This is a genomic window from Occallatibacter savannae, from assembly GCF_003131205.1.
GTDB lineage: Bacteria > Acidobacteriota > Terriglobia > Terriglobales > Acidobacteriaceae > Telmatobacter > Telmatobacter savannae.
In genome coordinates this window covers 597,778-612,997 of record NZ_QFFY01000002.1, presented here as the reverse complement: position 1 = coordinate 612,997, position 15,220 = coordinate 597,778, and the positions used below count along the sequence as shown (strand labels likewise).

14 protein-coding genes are annotated in these 15,220 nt (G+C 59.2%); 5 read left to right on the top strand and 9 right to left on the bottom strand.

Going from position 1 to position 15,220, the window contains the following annotated elements; translation table 11 throughout:
• From DHV10_RS10090 to DHV10_RS10060, 7 genes are all read right to left on the bottom strand, one after another.
• Nucleotides 1–1,743, bottom strand: coding sequence for a methylmalonyl-CoA mutase family protein (locus DHV10_RS10090; RefSeq protein WP_109486211.1), 1,743 nt, complete (start codon nucleotides 1,741–1,743; stop codon nucleotides 1–3).
• A complete protein-coding gene (locus DHV10_RS10085; RefSeq protein ID WP_109486210.1) occupies nucleotides 1,733–2,257 on the bottom strand; it encodes a VOC family protein in 525 nt (174 codons plus the stop codon). The genes DHV10_RS10090 and DHV10_RS10085 overlap by 11 nt, the downstream gene beginning before the upstream one ends.
• Nucleotides 2,254–2,634 (bottom strand): biotin/lipoyl-containing protein, encoded by a 381-nt coding sequence (locus DHV10_RS10080; RefSeq protein ID WP_109486209.1) that lies wholly within the window; start codon nucleotides 2,632–2,634, stop codon nucleotides 2,254–2,256. The genes DHV10_RS10085 and DHV10_RS10080 overlap by 4 nt, the downstream gene beginning before the upstream one ends.
• A gap of 12 nt (nucleotides 2,635–2,646) precedes the next feature.
• Complete coding sequence (locus tag DHV10_RS10075; protein ID WP_162601391.1) at nucleotides 2,647–3,096, bottom strand: hypothetical protein; 450 nt, start codon at nucleotides 3,094–3,096, stop codon at nucleotides 2,647–2,649.
• A 10-nt stretch (nucleotides 3,097–3,106) separates the two neighbouring features.
• Nucleotides 3,107–4,681, bottom strand: coding sequence for an acyl-CoA carboxylase subunit beta (locus DHV10_RS10070; RefSeq protein WP_239461441.1), 1,575 nt, complete (start codon nucleotides 4,679–4,681; stop codon nucleotides 3,107–3,109).
• A 321-nt stretch (nucleotides 4,682–5,002) separates the two neighbouring features.
• Complete coding sequence (locus DHV10_RS10065) at nucleotides 5,003–5,794, bottom strand: SDR family NAD(P)-dependent oxidoreductase (RefSeq protein ID WP_109486207.1); 792 nt, start codon at nucleotides 5,792–5,794, stop codon at nucleotides 5,003–5,005.
• 105 nt (nucleotides 5,795–5,899) lie between these two features.
• On the bottom strand, nucleotides 5,900–7,231 hold the full coding sequence (locus tag DHV10_RS10060) for a YncE family protein (RefSeq protein ID WP_109486206.1): 1,332 nt from the start codon (nucleotides 7,229–7,231) through the stop codon (nucleotides 5,900–5,902).
• Between the two features lie 168 nt (nucleotides 7,232–7,399).
• Between DHV10_RS10060 and DHV10_RS10055 the strand changes: the two genes are divergently transcribed.
• The 4 genes from DHV10_RS10055 to DHV10_RS10040 all read left to right on the top strand — a co-directional run bounded on the left by DHV10_RS10055 (nucleotide 7,400) and on the right by DHV10_RS10040 (nucleotide 11,963).
• Nucleotides 7,400–8,437: a class I fructose-bisphosphate aldolase gene (locus tag DHV10_RS10055; RefSeq protein WP_109486205.1), complete on the top strand. Its 1,038-nt coding sequence runs from the start codon at nucleotides 7,400–7,402 to the stop codon at nucleotides 8,435–8,437.
• A gap of 6 nt (nucleotides 8,438–8,443) precedes the next feature.
• A complete protein-coding gene (locus DHV10_RS10050) occupies nucleotides 8,444–9,319 on the top strand; it encodes a polyphosphate kinase 2 family protein (RefSeq protein WP_109486204.1) in 876 nt (291 codons plus the stop codon).
• A gap of 68 nt (nucleotides 9,320–9,387) precedes the next feature.
• Nucleotides 9,388–9,864 (top strand): (2Fe-2S)-binding protein, encoded by a 477-nt coding sequence (locus DHV10_RS10045; RefSeq protein ID WP_109486203.1) that lies wholly within the window; start codon nucleotides 9,388–9,390, stop codon nucleotides 9,862–9,864.
• The gene (locus DHV10_RS10040; RefSeq protein WP_109486202.1) at nucleotides 9,861–11,963 is read left to right on the top strand and encodes a xanthine dehydrogenase family protein molybdopterin-binding subunit; all 2,103 of its coding nucleotides are present in this window, start codon (nucleotides 9,861–9,863) and stop codon (nucleotides 11,961–11,963) included. Before DHV10_RS10045 ends, DHV10_RS10040 begins: the two co-directional genes overlap by 4 nt.
• 3 nt (nucleotides 11,964–11,966) lie before the next feature.
• On the opposite strand, the gene DHV10_RS10035 is transcribed toward DHV10_RS10040, so the two are convergent.
• Complete coding sequence (locus DHV10_RS10035; protein ID WP_109486201.1) at nucleotides 11,967–13,190, bottom strand: zf-HC2 domain-containing protein; 1,224 nt, start codon at nucleotides 13,188–13,190, stop codon at nucleotides 11,967–11,969.
• On the bottom strand, nucleotides 13,187–14,224 hold the full coding sequence (locus DHV10_RS10030) for an RNA polymerase sigma factor (protein ID WP_162601390.1): 1,038 nt from the start codon (nucleotides 14,222–14,224) through the stop codon (nucleotides 13,187–13,189). Before DHV10_RS10030 ends, DHV10_RS10035 begins: the two co-directional genes overlap by 4 nt.
• 79 nt (nucleotides 14,225–14,303) lie before the next feature.
• On the opposite strand from DHV10_RS10030, the gene DHV10_RS10025 reads away from it, so the two are divergent.
• Entirely contained in the window at nucleotides 14,304–15,218 is a 915-nt protein-coding gene (locus DHV10_RS10025; RefSeq protein ID WP_109486200.1) for a bifunctional 5,10-methylenetetrahydrofolate dehydrogenase/5,10-methenyltetrahydrofolate cyclohydrolase, read from the top strand.
• Nucleotides 15,219–15,220 lie beyond the last annotated feature (2 nt).

Below are 15,220 nucleotides of genomic sequence, written 5' to 3'. Positions count from 1 at the left end.
TCACCCACCAATCTGAAGCTTCTGCTGAATGGCCGAAAGCACATCCACAGCGTTGCTTCGCACATGGATGAAATGTTCGATACCGAGCCCCTGCAGTTCCTTGGCGCACTCGGGATTTCCCGCAATCGCGACATTAACCTTTTGCTCCCGAGTGGATAGGGTAGCCATCAACTGCTTCGCGAATGGAAGATACTCCTGATCTGAGCTGCACAGCACAATGAGACTTGCTTCGACCTGCGCAACTTCTAAAGGAGCGTCGCATCGAACGGCGGCTGTGCGCAAGCCTGCGCAGGCGAAGAAGTCCGCCGCAAATTGTGCGCGAGCTTCGCTCATCCTGGCGTCCCCAAACGCAGCAAGAATAATCCTTGAATGTCCGCCATTCAGAAATGCCCTTTCCGAACGGAACCTCAGCTCCTCGAACGGTTGAGCAGCCCGCAGCCTCGCATTCGGCAGCTCGGGGTCAGTCCGCTCCAGAGCCAGCTCGTGCACGTCCGCAAACCGGTTCGTCCCCGTGAGTGCGAGCTTCCGTCTGCTGACCGCCTCCTTGCGATCTGCGCTCCTTCGCTCAGCGATGCGATCGATGAACGCAGTAGCCTTCGATGTACTGAAGCCTCCGCCCGCCTCGATCTCTTGAAACAGCTTCCAGGCTCCGGCAGCGACCTTGTTGGTAAGGACTTCAATCAGATAGGCTCCACGCAGCGGATCAGCAACACGGGCGAATCCGGCTTCATGCTTGAGAAGAAGCTGCAGATTGCGCGCGAGCGCTCGGCTCGCCTTCAGCGGGGTCCGATAGCACTCGTCGAAGGGCGTAACTGTGATTGAATCTGCGCCTCCGAAAACAGCAGACATAGCTTCCGTTGTCGCTCGCAGGACATTCACGTGTGGGTCGTAGACTGTCTTGTTCCAGCGAGCAGTGCGAGCGTAAATTACTGCTAGCGGGAAGTCCTGGCCACCACCGAAACTGTGCAGCGTTTTCGCGCACAGCAGGCGAAATGCTCGGAGCTTCGCAATCTCCAGGAAGAATTTTGGCCCGACAGAGAAGCGAAATGTGAGAGCCTCCACAGCTTGCGTGACGCTCACATCTCTTTGTTGCATTTGGTCAAACAACTCGACAGCTGCTGAAAGCAGAAAAGCGATCTGCTCAGTCGAGGTAAGACCGTTCTCTTCGTACTCCTCCGCGTTGAGACACAACAACCGCGACTCAGGAAAGTTTCGACACAGCTCAGCAGAAAAGTGTACGTCCGCGAGTGGATCGATATCCGTTGAGACATGCCCACGGTTTGGTCGGTCGCGGAGCCACCCGGCCGTGACATGCGCAGCCTGTTGATCTAAGCCGGCCAATCGCACCGGCAACTCATCCAGACCCCCGAGGAGTTGCGTAAGGTAGGCACGATCTAGGTCCCCTTTGACCCTAAATGAGATCTCATCCGCACCCGCGGCGATGGCCTCCAATGCATCCTGATTCGCGCGGAGCGAGTCTGCTGCATCAACCTCTTCCAGAATGCGCCAATCGGAGTTCTGACGCTTCCCCAGCTCAGGACAAGCAGGGCACGCATCTGAAACCAGAGACCCCAACCTGTCTAAATCTTCGCGCCTGTAATAGGGTTTTACATCCATCCCTTCTTCTGCGTGCCATACAAGCTTTGCCGGATAATCCGGCTCACGCACGCACGTTCGTATCGCGGATTCCCACTCTTCCGTTGCCACCTCCGGAAACCCAGATAAGAATCTACTAGTGCCCATCGCTACTCCCGGTTGGGTCTTCCACGATCTCGATTAGCACTCCAAAAGGGCTCTGCTCCTTTGATTTCGGATGAACGAAGAAGACCGTTGTGCCGCGCGACCCAGCCCGCGGCGCATCGTCAATGATCCTGAAACCTCCGTCCCTCATGGCTTGAAACGCAGCTCGCGCGTTCTCCACGCGAAAGGCAACGTGAGCCAGCCCTCCATGTCCGCCGTTCTTCGCAATCAACCTCGCTACGGGCGACTCGGGGGTCAGTGGTTCAAGCAGCTGGATCAGGTTCGGCCCATTGCCAACCTGCAACAGAACCTCGCGGACCTGATCCGATCCCAGCACTTCTTCGCGGTGAATTTCGCAAAAACCGAGTAGCTGGTAGGCCGCAACTTGCGCCTCCAGGGTTCCAGGCGGAACCGCAATCGCGACATGATCGATAAACTGAATACCAGGAATATCGCGAAGTTCCAGTTGCTCTCGCTCCGGGTAGGTGGGTGTCTTGGAAGCGGCCGTTCCTGTCATGCAAGCTCCAACATCAATTCATTTACCTTCACCGCCCTACCCTGACTCACGAAGATGTTCTTTACGACACCGCTGGCCGGGGCCGCGATCTGCATTTCCATCTTCATGGACTCCAGCACGATGACAACCTCTTCGGCCTGAACCGGCTGGCCCACTTCCACGTTCACCTTGATGACCAGGCCCATCACAGGACTGCGGCATTCCTTGTCGCTGCTCTGCTCCGGCACGACATGAGCTACAGAATTGGGCAGCGAAGCAGGAATGAACGTAGGCTCGGCAGGAGGATAAGGCGGATACTCTGGCGCGCTTTCGGCTGAATCGAGAATTTCAACCTCAGCCTCATAAGTCCTGCCGTCGATCTTGATCCGAAGCCTCAAACTTCCTCCTCTTCACCGCTGAACGCGCAGATTGTGACCGCCCTGCACAAGGACCCGGCCCTGTTGTGTCCAGGAGCTTGTCGCTGGCTTGACAGACTTCACAACCGCATCGGGCCCGAGCGTGGCAACGGCTGCGGCCGCAATGGCCGCCCGGATCTCCGGCGCAACCCTGGCCTCGGACGCTTCGTGGCCGATCTCTGACCCATCAACCTGCTGTGCCTCGCTCTGGATCTCCGAGACCTGATACGCACGCTGCTGCATCGACCATTGCTGTTGATGATCGGCCAGGCGAGTTTCCAGTGCACGGATTGCATCATCAAGTGATGCGATCTGATCCGCGATCTTCATCTGTCGATCCGACAACGCAGAGCGCATTCTGCGCAGCAACAAGGCGTAGCATCCCGCGAATGCCGATCCAATCAGCGCCGCGATCGCAAGAAGATCCGTTCCATGCAGAGTCAAGATATTCTCCTCAAAGCGGAATGAGCCCATGTTTCTTGGCTGGCCGCAACTCCCGCTTTCCGTGCAGAGATTCGAGTGCGAGCGCCAGGTACCTGCGCGTCTCCGCAGGCTCGATGATCTCGTCCACCAGCCGGCGTCCGGCGGCAACATAGGGATTCGCAAAAGTCTCCCGGTACTCTTCGACAAGTTCCTGGCGCCGTGCCACCTGATCGTGTGCCGCCTCGATTTCGTGTCGGAATACAATCTCAGCCGCGCCCTCCGCGCCCATGACAGCTATCTCTGCTGTGGGCCACGCTACGACGCGGTCAGCGCCCAGCCCCTTCGAACACATTGCGATGTACGCACCGCCGTATGCCTTGCGCAGCACAACGGTAATCTTCGGCACCGTTGCCGCCGAATAGGCAAACAGCAGCTTCGCGCCATGCCGGATGATCCCCCCGCGCTCCTGCTCAACTCCCGGCAGAAATCCGGGCACATCCACAAACGTCAGCAAAGGCGTATTGAACGCGTTGCAAAAACGCACAAAGCGGGCAGCCTTATCTGATGCATTGACGTCGAGAACCCCAGCCATAACGCTTGGCTGGTTCGCGATGATTCCCACTGGCCGTCCCTGCAGCCGGCCGAAACCAATCACAATATTTGGCGCAAAACCCGGCTGAATTTCGAGGAAGTCGTTGTAGTCCACAACTCGGGTCACAATCGAACGCACGTCGTATGCGATCTTCGGATCCACCGGCATCACTAGGTTCATGTCCGAGTCCGACTTGATGCGCGAATTGAATGGCATCCGCGGCGGATCCTCGAGATTATTCGAGGGCATGAAGCTGACCAGACGCCGGCAGAGTTGAAGAGCTTCCTTATCGTCCTGAGCGATGAGGTGAATTACGCCGGAGCGATTCATCTGCGATTGCGGGCCGCCCAGTTCTTCCGCGCTTACATCCTCGCCTGTAACCTGCTTGATGACTTGCGGCCCGGTGATGAACATTCGCGCCTGGCGCGTTTGAATCACGAAATCAGTAAGTGCAGGGCTGTATGCAGCTCCGCCCGCGCAGGGGCCGCAGATTACGGCAATCTGTGGGACCGTTCCCGATAGCTGAACGTTACGGTAGAAGACCCGCGCATAGCCATCGAGGCTGTCGATGCCCTCCTGCACTCGTGCGCCGCCGGAGTCATTGATAAAGATGAACGGCGTCCCTGTCTTCAGGGACATAATCATCATCTCGACGATCTTGCTGCAGTGCACCTCTCCAGCAGCCCCGCCAAGCACTGTGAAATCTTGGCTGGCCAGATGAACCAAGCGTCCATCGATGGTGGCGGCACCGGTCACAACTCCGTCAGCCGGGGTCTCCTTGCCTGCCATGCCAAAAAGAGTGGCGCGGTGCAGCGCGTAGATCCCGATCTCCTCGAAGCTGCCCTTATCCGCCAGCGTATTGATTCGTTCCCGCGCTGTCAGCTTGCCGGAAGCATGCTGCTTGTCGATTCGGTCTTTGCCCCCGCCCAACTCCAGTTCTGCGCGCCGGGCGCGAAGCTCAACGATTCGCTCCTGCATGCTCTTCGTTCTCGAAACATCCTGCAGCTTCGCCATCCCCACTCCAGAACCTAAGGCCGGTCCCGGAGAAGCACAGGCGCTAGCCCGATCATCCTCCGCGACCTCCGCAATTCTAGGAGTCAATCGTGGGCGGGGGATGTGATCTACTTCACGTCTGGTTCAACTTGGATTGGGCGGCGGCGCCGGCATTCAGGGAGTTGGACGGGGTGGTACCGGAAGAACGATTTCTGTGAGACTGAGATTAAGGCGATCGCCTTGAAGCCAGGTCGCATTTGCGGCGGCTTGGCTCCCCGGCGCTTCTCAATGTTGCACGAGCCGCAGTTCTCCCGCCGCTCACGTGAACTCTTCAGACGGTTCTTACTTCTCGTCTTTGGGCCGCGCCATCTTTTCATGCATGGCGCCCTTCACACTTCCCGGAATCGCATTCGCAAGCATTCCTTCCATCTTGGTCTTCCCGGAAGCTGCATACACGTGATCGTCGCCCGCGAACAGCGCGTCAATGCCCTGCTTTGCAACGTCCTGCGGTTGGCTTTCCTTTTTGCCCTTGGCGCCCACTTCCGTATTGTCCATGCCGGCGCGGTGAAAGAAGTCGGTATCGGTCGGCCCCGGCTGCAGCGCAGTCACAGTGATACCGGTGTCCCGCAGTTCGTATCGAACACTGTGCGCAAACGACAGAACAAATGCTTTGGTCGCCGCATATACCGCTTCACGGGGCGCAACCATTTCTCCCGCAATCGAGGCCGTGAATAGGACCTTACCTGCACCAAGCGGGCGCATGTGTTGAATCACGTATTTGGCAAGTTGCACCGTTCCGACGCAGTTCAGCTCTACCATCTCCAGCTCTTGCTCAAGGTCGGTTTCCCAAAAGAGGCCGCCTACCCCGATGCCGGCATTGAGGCATGCCACGTCCAGCGGACGTCCCAGTGTTTCGACAGCATTCCATAGCTCCTCGACCCCGTCACGGGTGGACAGATCCGCCGTCACATCCTTGACCTGTACTCCCAGCGAGGCGAAGTCGCTTTTTGCATTTTCCAGCCGCTCTCCGGCCGAGCACACCACGAGGTCATACCCGCGGGAACCCAGTTCCCGTGCCAGCCAATATCCAATCCCGCTTGATGCGCCCGTCACGAGCGCCAGTCTGTCCGACATAAATCACATCTCCACATCTGGTCTGCTTGCTTTGCCGACACACTTGGATGCGAAGCTGGATTCCAGGTTGGATTGGGTACAACGGATGGCGCGATCTGCCGCTTCTCAGTTTCCGACAACCAGGACCTGAAAGCTGCTATCCACGCGAGAGACCTTCAAAGGAGCGGGTCTACCATTGGTCATCGGAGTGTCCATCGCTGCTCCGTACACCACGGTCGTCAAGTACACGTTCCCGTTGGATGGATCAAGCGCAAGCGTTCTCGCGTGTTGCCGGGTCGGGAGTGTCTGGACTACGGAGTATGTATCCGTCACAGTCTGACGCACAATCGTAAGACTCCCATCCCCAGCACCGTTTGCCGTGAAGATCAGCCCTCTGTTCGCGTCGTAAGCAATCGCGTCCGCTCCAGCACCGATCGGGAGAGCAGCGACCACAGCACCCCGTTGCGGGTCGATCACAACCATTCTGAAGTTATTGCAGGCCACAAACAGCCGTACGTGATTGGCATCGATCGCGAGTGCTCTAGGTCCTTCGCACGAAGGGCCGAGTGAAATTGCGCTGGGAAGGGCTTCTGGCGGAGGGTTTGTAGCCGCACCCCGGAACCAGTCCAGGACAGGAGGTTTCTCGCTGCGAGTTTCTGCGTTCACACGAGTGCGTGTCTGCGACGTACCAGCAGTCTGCGGGACTTTACTACGAATGCTGACTATCCGCTGGAGCGCATTCTCGACTGCCTGCGCATCGATGCGAATGATCTGGTCGCGATCCCTGACTGCCATGTAGACGTGCCCGTCGCCATCGGACTCAGCAAAGCGAAGTTCCCCAGGCACCACCAGTTGCGCCAGCTGCGCCCTCTGTGCAATGTCGATCACCGTGATCGATGACTGCGTACCTTGCGGAATACCTCTAGAGAGCCTTGCAGCCGCGGTCCGTGTCGGACCAGATTGTCCCGGCTGAGCTGGCGGAGTCGCAGGCGAGGGCTGGCCTCCGACTACAAAAAGCAACCCACTCGGTACGTCGAGCGCCATTGATCGGGGTGCCGGACCAGTGGGAATACTCGTCACAACCTGAAATGAACGCCGGTCGAACACGCGTACTACATCTGCCTGGCCATCCGTTGCGTATCCGTACACGCCCTGGCCATCGAGAAGTATCGTATGCGCCTGCCTAAATCCTTTCACCGTACCGGCCACTGTGCCCGAATCCACATCTACCACCTGCACGGTAGGTCCGTGTGCAATAAACAACTCTCGAGCGGCCGGATCCATGGTGAGGTAATCCCAATCCCCTTGGCCGCCCACTACCCACGTCTTGGTGATGAAAAAAGGATGAGAGGGCGTTGCATTAGGCGGCGGAGGCACAGGCGTCTGCTGCCCCGCGGCGATGCCTGCTGCGGCAACGGTTGACCACAGTCCTACTGTCAGGCCGGCGAACACCCGCATCCTGGCACGCTCCTTCAATCTTTGACGCCGTATCTTGTTCTTGCGCTCAGATTTTCACGCAAAGAGTGCATCGATCAGAACCAACGTTAATGCACCCTAGGGTAAGTGTCGATGCATCACAACTCCTAGTGGGCATTCGATTTTGCTCTTCAGAGGGGGTTTAACGTCATGGACTCTGCCAGGCTGCGTCAAACCGCTCTGGCCATGGTTGCCAATCATAAGGGTCTGCTTGCAATGGATGAGAGTACCCCGACGGCGAATAAACGTTTCGCGGCCGCAGGCATCCCGCAAAACGAGCAGACCCGCCGCGCCTACCGTGACCTCATCGTGACTACTGCCGGGCTCGGGCGGTTTCTAAACGGCGCCATCCTTGTGGACGAGACCCTTCGTGAGCAGACCCTAAGCGGGAAACCTTTCCCCAAAGCTCTCGCAGAGCAGGGGATCATTCCAGGAATCAAAGTGGACTCTGGAGCCCAGCCCATGGCTGGCGACCCAGGCGAAAAACTCACCTCCGGACTAGACGGCCTTCGCGAGCGGCTCGCTGAGTACGCCAAACTGGGAGCTCGCTTTGCCAAATGGCGCGCCGTCATCACCATAGGTCCGGGCATTCCTACTCGAAGCTGCCTGCAGGCCAATGCGTTACTGCTCGCTTTATATGCAGCCCTATGCCAGGAAGCAGACCTGGTGCCGATCGTTGAGCCGGAAGTTCTGATGGACGGAGATCATGACCTCGCCCGGTGCACCGAGGTCACCGAACTGACTTTGCACACCGTCTTTCACCACCTCGTCACTCAAGGCGTGATGCTCGAAGGCATGATCCTCAAACCGAACATGGTGGTTCCTGGGCAAAGAGCTCCGCACCAGAACAGCGATGAAGAAATCGCTGACGCGACCGTGCGCACTCTACTTCGGACGGTCCCGCCTGCAGTTCCAGGCGTCGCATTTCTCTCCGGCGGCCAATCCGGCGAGCAGGCCTGCGCGCGACTCAGTACCATGAACTCTCGGTATCGCGGTCGCCTGCCTTGGGCGCTCACCTATTCCTTCGCACGCGCCATCCAGCAACCCGCCATGGACATCTGGCACGGTGAGGACGCGAACATCCCCGCTGCCCAGAAGGCTTTGCTGCATCGAGCGGAGTGCGCTCACGCGGCGCGCAAAGGTGAGTACACTCCAGCGATGGAATCGGATCAAACCAATGAGGGCTGACAGACCATGACCGGCAAGCGCTTCATCAAGGACCTTCGCGTAGCCCCCGGCGATCACATTCGGCTCCGCGACTTCAATCCAGGCTACAAGGGCAGCTATCAAAAACATGACGCCCTGAAGAAGGTCGAAGAACTCCGCGACAAGATGAACGATCTTCAGCAGCGACTCTTCGCGGAACGCAAGCGGTCGCTGCTCATTGTGCTTCAGGCGCTCGACGCCGGCGGCAAAGATGGCGTGATCAAGCACGTCATCGGCTCGATGAATCCCGACGGCTGCCATGTAGCCAACTTCAAAGAACCCACGCAGCAGGAGCTATCGCATGACTTCTTGTGGCGTATCGAAGCCCAGACACCCGCCAAAGGCGAAGTCGCAATCTTCAACCGCTCGCATTACGAAGATGTCCTAATCGTCCGCGTGCACAATCTTGTCCCGAAAGCCCTCTGGTCGCAACGATACGACCAGATCAACGACTTCGAGCGACGACTGGTGCAGAACGGAACTTGCATCTTGAAGTTCTTCCTCCACATCAGCAAAGAAGAACAGCTCAAGCGCTTCGACGAACGGCTCGATGATCCAGCCAAGCGCTGGAAAATCAGCGAATCAGATTACGCCGAGCGTGAGTACTGGGATGACTACCTGCGCGCCTATGAGGAAGCCTTCGAGCGTTGCAATACGGATGATGCGCCCTGGTTTGTGATCCCAGCCGACCACAAATGGTTCCGGGACCTCGCCATCTCTGAAATCGTCGTCTCCACCATGGAAGGTATGGACTTTCAGGTTCCGCAACCTACCGTCAATATCGAGGAGATCCGACGGAAGTACCACTCGGCCGCCGCCGAGGGAAGGCGCTCCGCCAAAAGCCCAAAACGGCGCGGGCGCTGAACATCTACTCTCGCATTGCGTTATGCTGAATGCCGTGCCAGACCGCTCGGCGCTGAGGTGCTCCCGCAATGAGCAAATTCCTTCTTCACATCAATGGTCAGGACCATTCCGTCCAAGCCCCGGATGAGGAATCGCTGCTTTCTGTTCTCCGGAACCGGCTCGCTTTGACGGGAACCAAGTACGGCTGCGGCGAGGGACAGTGCGGCGCCTGCACCGTTCTGATGGACGGCGCCGCTACCCGCTCATGCCAAATTCCGGCTGCTGCGGCTGCCGGCGCGAAGATCACCACGATCGAAGGTCTCGAACGCCAGGGCCGGCTCACCCCGGTCCAGGATGCCTTTCTGGAAGAAGGCGCTTATCAGTGCGGCTACTGCACCTCCGGCATGATCATGAGCGCTTCTGCTCTGCTGCACGACAACCACTCTCCAACGGACGAGCAGATCGTCACCGCAATGAACGGCAATGTCTGTCGTTGCGGAACCTACCCGCGCATTCTCGCCGCGATCAAGCGAGCCGCTTCTCTGTCGGCCGGAGGTACCCGATGACGACCCGGGAGACTGCCTCTCTGCAAATCAGCGTAGATCGCCGCGGGTTCCTGAAGCTCCTTGGTGGAGGCCTTCTCGTTTGCCTCTCGCCGTCTTCAGCGCTCGCGCAGGAATCAGGCCGCGGCTTCCGCGGGCACGAGCTACCAAACGATGTCAGCGCCTGGATTCACATCGGTGCGGATGGCCGCGTCAAGGTGTTCACGGGCAAAGTAGAGGTAGGCCAGAACATCCGTACCTCACTCGCCCAAGCCGTGGCCGAGGAACTTCGCGTGCCCTTCGAGTCGATCACCATGGTCATGGGCGACACCGACCTCGTTCCCTGGGACATGGGCACATTCGGCAGCCGCACCACGCCCACCATGTCGCCGCAGCTTAGAAACATGGCTGTTGCGGCGCGAGAGTTGCTCGTCGAGGCCGCTGCCAAGCGCTGGAACATCGACCCTTCGAAGCTGACAGCTAGCGCAGGCAAGATCACCACACCTGATGGCCAGAAGTTCATCACCTACGGGAACCTGACCCGCGGTGAGGACCTCGTCAAATCCGCGCCGGGCGATCCACCCTTGACTCCGGCCACTGAGTGGAAGATCGCGGGTACCCCCGTACCCAAGGCGAACGGCCATGACTTCGTCACCGGCAAGCATCAGTTCCCGTCCGACATTGTGCGTCCCGGCATGGCCTTCGGCGCCGTGCTTCGCCCGGAGGGTTACAACGCGAAGCTTGACTCCATCGAGACGACGGCAGCGGAGAAGCTCCCCGGCGTCAAAGTCATCCGCGATGGCGATTTCACCGGCGTTGTCGCCGAAGATGCTTTTACGGCGCATCAAGCTGTTGAGGCCATCAAGGCAAAGTGGACCATGCCTTCACAACCCTCAAACCAGGGTCTGTTCGATTACCTCAAGGCCAACCCAGACGGTGAGAGCAAACCTGATCACCAGTCGGGTTCTGTTGCTGACGCCTACTCATCCGGGGACGTCAAGCTCGAATCACGCTACACCACCGAGTACATTGCACACACGCCGCTCGAACCCCGCGCCGCTGTCGCCGAATGGAACGACGGCAAGCTCACCGTCTGGACAGGAACGCAGAGGCCCTTCGGAGTTCATGAAGAGCTGATGCAAACCTTCAAGCTGTCGCCGAAGCAAGTCCGCGTCATCCAGCCCGACATGGGAAGCGGCTATGGTGGCAAGCACACTGGCGAAGCCGCAATCGAAGCCGCGCGACTGGCTCGCGCCGCGGGCAAACCGGTCAAGGTCGTCTGGACGCGCGAAGAAGAGTTTACATGCGCCTACTTCCGGCCCGCTGGTCTCGTTGAGATCAAATCTGCGGCACGGAAAGACGGAACTCTCGTTTCGTGGGAGTTCCACAACTACAATTCAGGCCCCGCGGGGATCGAGACGCCCTACGAAACCCCAAATCAGCTCATCCAATTCCATCCATCAAAATCTCCGTTGAGGCAGGGCTCCTATCGCGGGCTGGCAGCCACCTTCAACCATTTCGCCCGAGAGTCACAAATAGACGAGATGGCGCACGCATTGCACATGGACCCGGTCGCGTTCCGCCTCAAAAACATCAGCAACCCACGTTTGAGGGCTGTGGTGCGGGCCGCTGCTGAAAAGTTCGAATGGGACTCCGCGAAATCCTCTCCCGAACGCGGCTTTGGCCTCTCCTGCGGAACGGATAAAGGTGGCTTTGTCGCAACCTGCGCTGAGATCGCCGTCAACCCATCTACGAAGAATGTGAAGGTGCAGCGCGCCGTGCAGGCTTGGGAATGCGGCGCCATCGTCAACCCCGACGGGCTTCGAAATCAGGTCCAGGGCGCGCTGGTTCAGGGCATTGGAGGAGCGCTCTTCGAACGAATTCTCTTCTCGAATGGCCGGATCGAAAACCCGCACCTCTCGAAGTATCGCGTTCCCCGTTTCAGCGACACGCCGCAGATCGACATCATCCTGCTCGACCGCAAAGACCTGCCCTCGGCTGGGGCAGGCGAGACAGGCATCGTTGGCATCGCGCCGGCAATCGGCAATGCCATCTTTGCCGCAACGGGTACTCGCTTGCGTCACATGCCGCTGACCCCGGAAGACAACGTGGTCAAATCATGAACTCTACTGATTCGGTGCGGGCGGTTCACGTGTCCATCGCTTACCGTCGTCGCTGATCCAAATCTCCGGCTTGTCGGTCGTCAACTCAAACTTCGAAGGCGCCTGTTGCTTCAGCGAGCCTCCCTCGGCCGAAGCCCCTTGCTGCGACTTCACCCGAACTGCACGACCGTCCCACTGAGCGCTGACGGCCTCCCAGTGCCTTCCTGCATCCTCGCTGACAAATACCGAGCCGCTTGTGTCAACAGCCACTGCCCTGGTCCCGACCGTAGCCTGAGAGAGCAGAGCCTGCTTGCTCGGCAGCGCCGGATTGGCAGCCTTGAGCATCGACTGGTCCTTCCCTGCCAGAGGTATGGCCTCAGTTTGCATCTGTGCAGCCGCCATGGCCGGTGCCGCAGACGGCGCCGGAGAGGCAGGAGTTGGCGCTGCCGTACCTGCTTCGACCGTCATGGCCTGTGATGCGCTCCGCTTCTTCATGACAGAGTCTGTCGGATTATTTGCCGAATCAGACAATCCACTCGCCTGCCTCACTGCGTTGGAGGAATTCTGCTGCAATGGAGCGTTATTCTGTTGCACTTGGTTCTGGAGCAGCGGGCCGCCCAGAGCCGGCGAGTTGGCACGTGCCGCAAAGGTGCCGTGATACGCTTCAGCCGACTTCGCCTTTTCCGAGAAGCCGGTCACAGAGTCAGAGTCCTTCGCAGGTTCATCCTTCTTCTGTGGCGCGACAGCCTGTTCCTCATCGAGAACCTTGCGATCCCGTTCTGCATCCTGGCCCAACCGCCTGGACTCTGCGGCTTTCCGCTCTGACGTCGCGAGTGCCTGCGATTGAGGCGTCTGCGGTGCTGACACTGCTTTAGTTTTGTCCGCACTCCGCATGGGCTCTGGCGGAGGCGCATTTTGGGCCATACGCGTTTCCGAGTGCGATGCATGATCTGCGTGCCGTATCACCGCAACACCGACGATGCCGGCTAGCGCCGCAACTGGAATCCACGCCAACCTGAAACCTCTGAACCAGCCTCCAGCCACCTTTCTTGTGGGGACCGGTGCGATCGGGCGGACCGGCTCCTCATCCATCGCCTGTCGCGCAAGAAACACGATCTCCCTGCACCGGCCGCAGTCGGCCATATGCGCAAGAATCTCTTCGCGTTCACGCTCATTCACCAGTTGCTCCGCGAACGCATTCAGCGTCTCGGCATCGGGATGGGTTCCGGGTTGGATCATCGGGTTCATCTCTCGCCGCCTGCCTCACTGGTCTGCGCACCGGTCGCCCTTGCGATCACTGACTGAGTCTGCCGCTCCGAAGACGCCTGACCTGAGAACGAATCGGCGGACGATTGTTGCAGGAGGATTTTCAAGTTAGTTCCGAGTTCCAGGTCTCGCGGATCAGCGCCGAGCGCTTCCTGCGCAGCCCTCCGGCTCAGGCCTCTCTTCTGCAATCCCCTGAGGAGATCTTTGCGCACACTCTCGGTAGCTCTCTTGACCCTGCGGCTAATGGTGGCCTCATGTACGTTCAGTACCTTTGCGATCTCCGCCAGTGTCCTCTCATCGAGATAGTATGCCGCTAGCAGGAATCGCTCCTCAGCGAGCTGGTCGCCGAAAGCTTCCCGAACCGCGTCACGCAACTTCGCTTGGAAAGCTCCATCAAGTTGTGGGGAACCCTCGGCCGCAGGTAGATCGTGCGCTTCATCATCAAGCGCCTGCTCGCGAAACGTGCGACGGTAATGATCCACAAACCTCTGCGACAGTGTCGTTCTCAACCAACCAACCAGCGATCCGCGTCCGCGATACGACTCCAGCGGGCACCTGCGGACACCGTCACGCGTCTTCAAGCCGTAGAGTTCCGCGTAGAACGCGTCCGCGAGATCGCGTCCCACTGTCTCGCTTCCGCTGATGGCGATGGCAGCGCGCGTAAGCGGAGCGGCGTAGGTCGCCATAAAGTGCTCCCACGCACGCTCGATCCCGTCCGCGCAGGCAGCCGCAAGGGTCAGATCGGCCAGCCGGACCCCACGGAAGAAAGCCGCCTGCTCGTTCACATTGGCGACGAGACCGGGGCCGAGGCCAAAATTCTGACGCAGTGCTGCGGCGAGGATAATGCGATCGAAGTCGGTCCGCGCCAGTCCCCACGATTGCGAACCGCTTTCCTCCCAAAGCCTTTCCAGAAGCGCCGCTCCCAGAACGACGGCAACCGCTGAAGTTTCAACCTTCACCGGCCCATCGAGAGACTTGGGTGACGCTTCGTCGTCCACGTCACGAAGATACGCCAAAACATCCAGTCGAAGAAACAGAACTATCGCGCAAATAACCCGCTTGGAAGAAGCGATACGATTGATGTGGAGATCATGAATGGCCACAGTGCTCGACGGGGCAGCGATTGCCGCAACCATCAAGAATGAAGTAGCCGCAGAGGTAAAGAGCCTTGCGGCCCAGGGCATCCGGCCGGGGCTCGCCGCGGTGCTTGTGGGCCATGTTCCGGCTTCGGAGATCTATGTCGCAAACAAAGTAAAGACCTGCGGCGAGCTCGGGCTTTACAGCGACCTGATCACTCCTCCGGACACGGTCACGACCGAAGACATGCTTGATCTTGTCCGCAGCCTCAACGATCGCGATGACATCGATGGCATCCTCATCCAGCTTCCGCTGCCAAAACAGGTCGATGCGAAGTTCCTGCTCGATTCCGTTACGCCTGACAAAGACGTGGACGGCTTTCATCCGGTGAATGCAGGCAAGCTGCAGGCTGGGCGACCAGCGCTCGCTCCGTGCACGCCTGCTGGGGTCATCGAGATCCTCAAGCGCAGCGGCCTGCCGATCAGCGGGCAGAATGCTGTGGTCGTGGGTCGAAGCGATATCGTCGGCAAGCCGGCCGCCATGCTGCTCCTTAACGAGAACGCTACCGTCACCATATGCCACTCGAAAACGCGGGACCTTGCTTCGATCACTCGTCAGGCGGATATCCTCGTGGCCGCGATTGGCCGGCCAGGGTTCATTACGCCTGAGATGGTGAAGCCCGGGGCGACGATCATTGACGTCGGCATCAACCGGATCACCACGCGCGAAGAGGTCGACCGGTTCTTCGCGGGCGATGCCAAGCGTGAAGCGACCTTTGCCAAACGCGGCTCGACGATCGTGGGCGACGTGCATCCCAAGGCCTTCGAAATCGCAGGCGCGTACACGCCGGTGCCGGGTGGAGTCGGCCCGCTGACGATCGCAATGCTCATGGCCAACACCGTCCGCGCCGCCAAGATGCGGAGAGGGATCTAGCC

Coding starts and splice junctions, on each gene's coding strand:
- DHV10_RS10090 (WP_109486211.1), bottom strand. CDS start 1,743: ATGGGCACTAGTAGATTCTTATCTGGGTTTCCGGAGGTGGCAACGGAA.
- DHV10_RS10085 (WP_109486210.1), bottom strand. CDS start 2,257: ATGACAGGAACGGCCGCTTCCAAGACACCCACCTACCCGGAGCGAGAG.
- DHV10_RS10070 (WP_239461441.1), bottom strand. CDS start 4,681: ATGGCGAAGCTGCAGGATGTTTCGAGAACGAAGAGCATGCAGGAGCGA.
- DHV10_RS10065 (WP_109486207.1), bottom strand. CDS start 5,794: ATGTCGGACAGACTGGCGCTCGTGACGGGCGCATCAAGCGGGATTGGA.
- DHV10_RS10060 (WP_109486206.1), bottom strand. CDS start 7,231: ATGCGGGTGTTCGCCGGCCTGACAGTAGGACTGTGGTCAACCGTTGCC.
- DHV10_RS10055 (WP_109486205.1), top strand. CDS start 7,400: ATGGACTCTGCCAGGCTGCGTCAAACCGCTCTGGCCATGGTTGCCAAT.
- DHV10_RS10050 (WP_109486204.1), top strand. CDS start 8,444: ATGACCGGCAAGCGCTTCATCAAGGACCTTCGCGTAGCCCCCGGCGAT.
- DHV10_RS10045 (WP_109486203.1), top strand. CDS start 9,388: ATGAGCAAATTCCTTCTTCACATCAATGGTCAGGACCATTCCGTCCAA.
- DHV10_RS10040 (WP_109486202.1), top strand. CDS start 9,861: ATGACGACCCGGGAGACTGCCTCTCTGCAAATCAGCGTAGATCGCCGC.
- DHV10_RS10035 (WP_109486201.1), bottom strand. CDS start 13,190: ATGAACCCGATGATCCAACCCGGAACCCATCCCGATGCCGAGACGCTG.
- DHV10_RS10025 (WP_109486200.1), top strand. CDS start 14,304: ATGGCCACAGTGCTCGACGGGGCAGCGATTGCCGCAACCATCAAGAAT.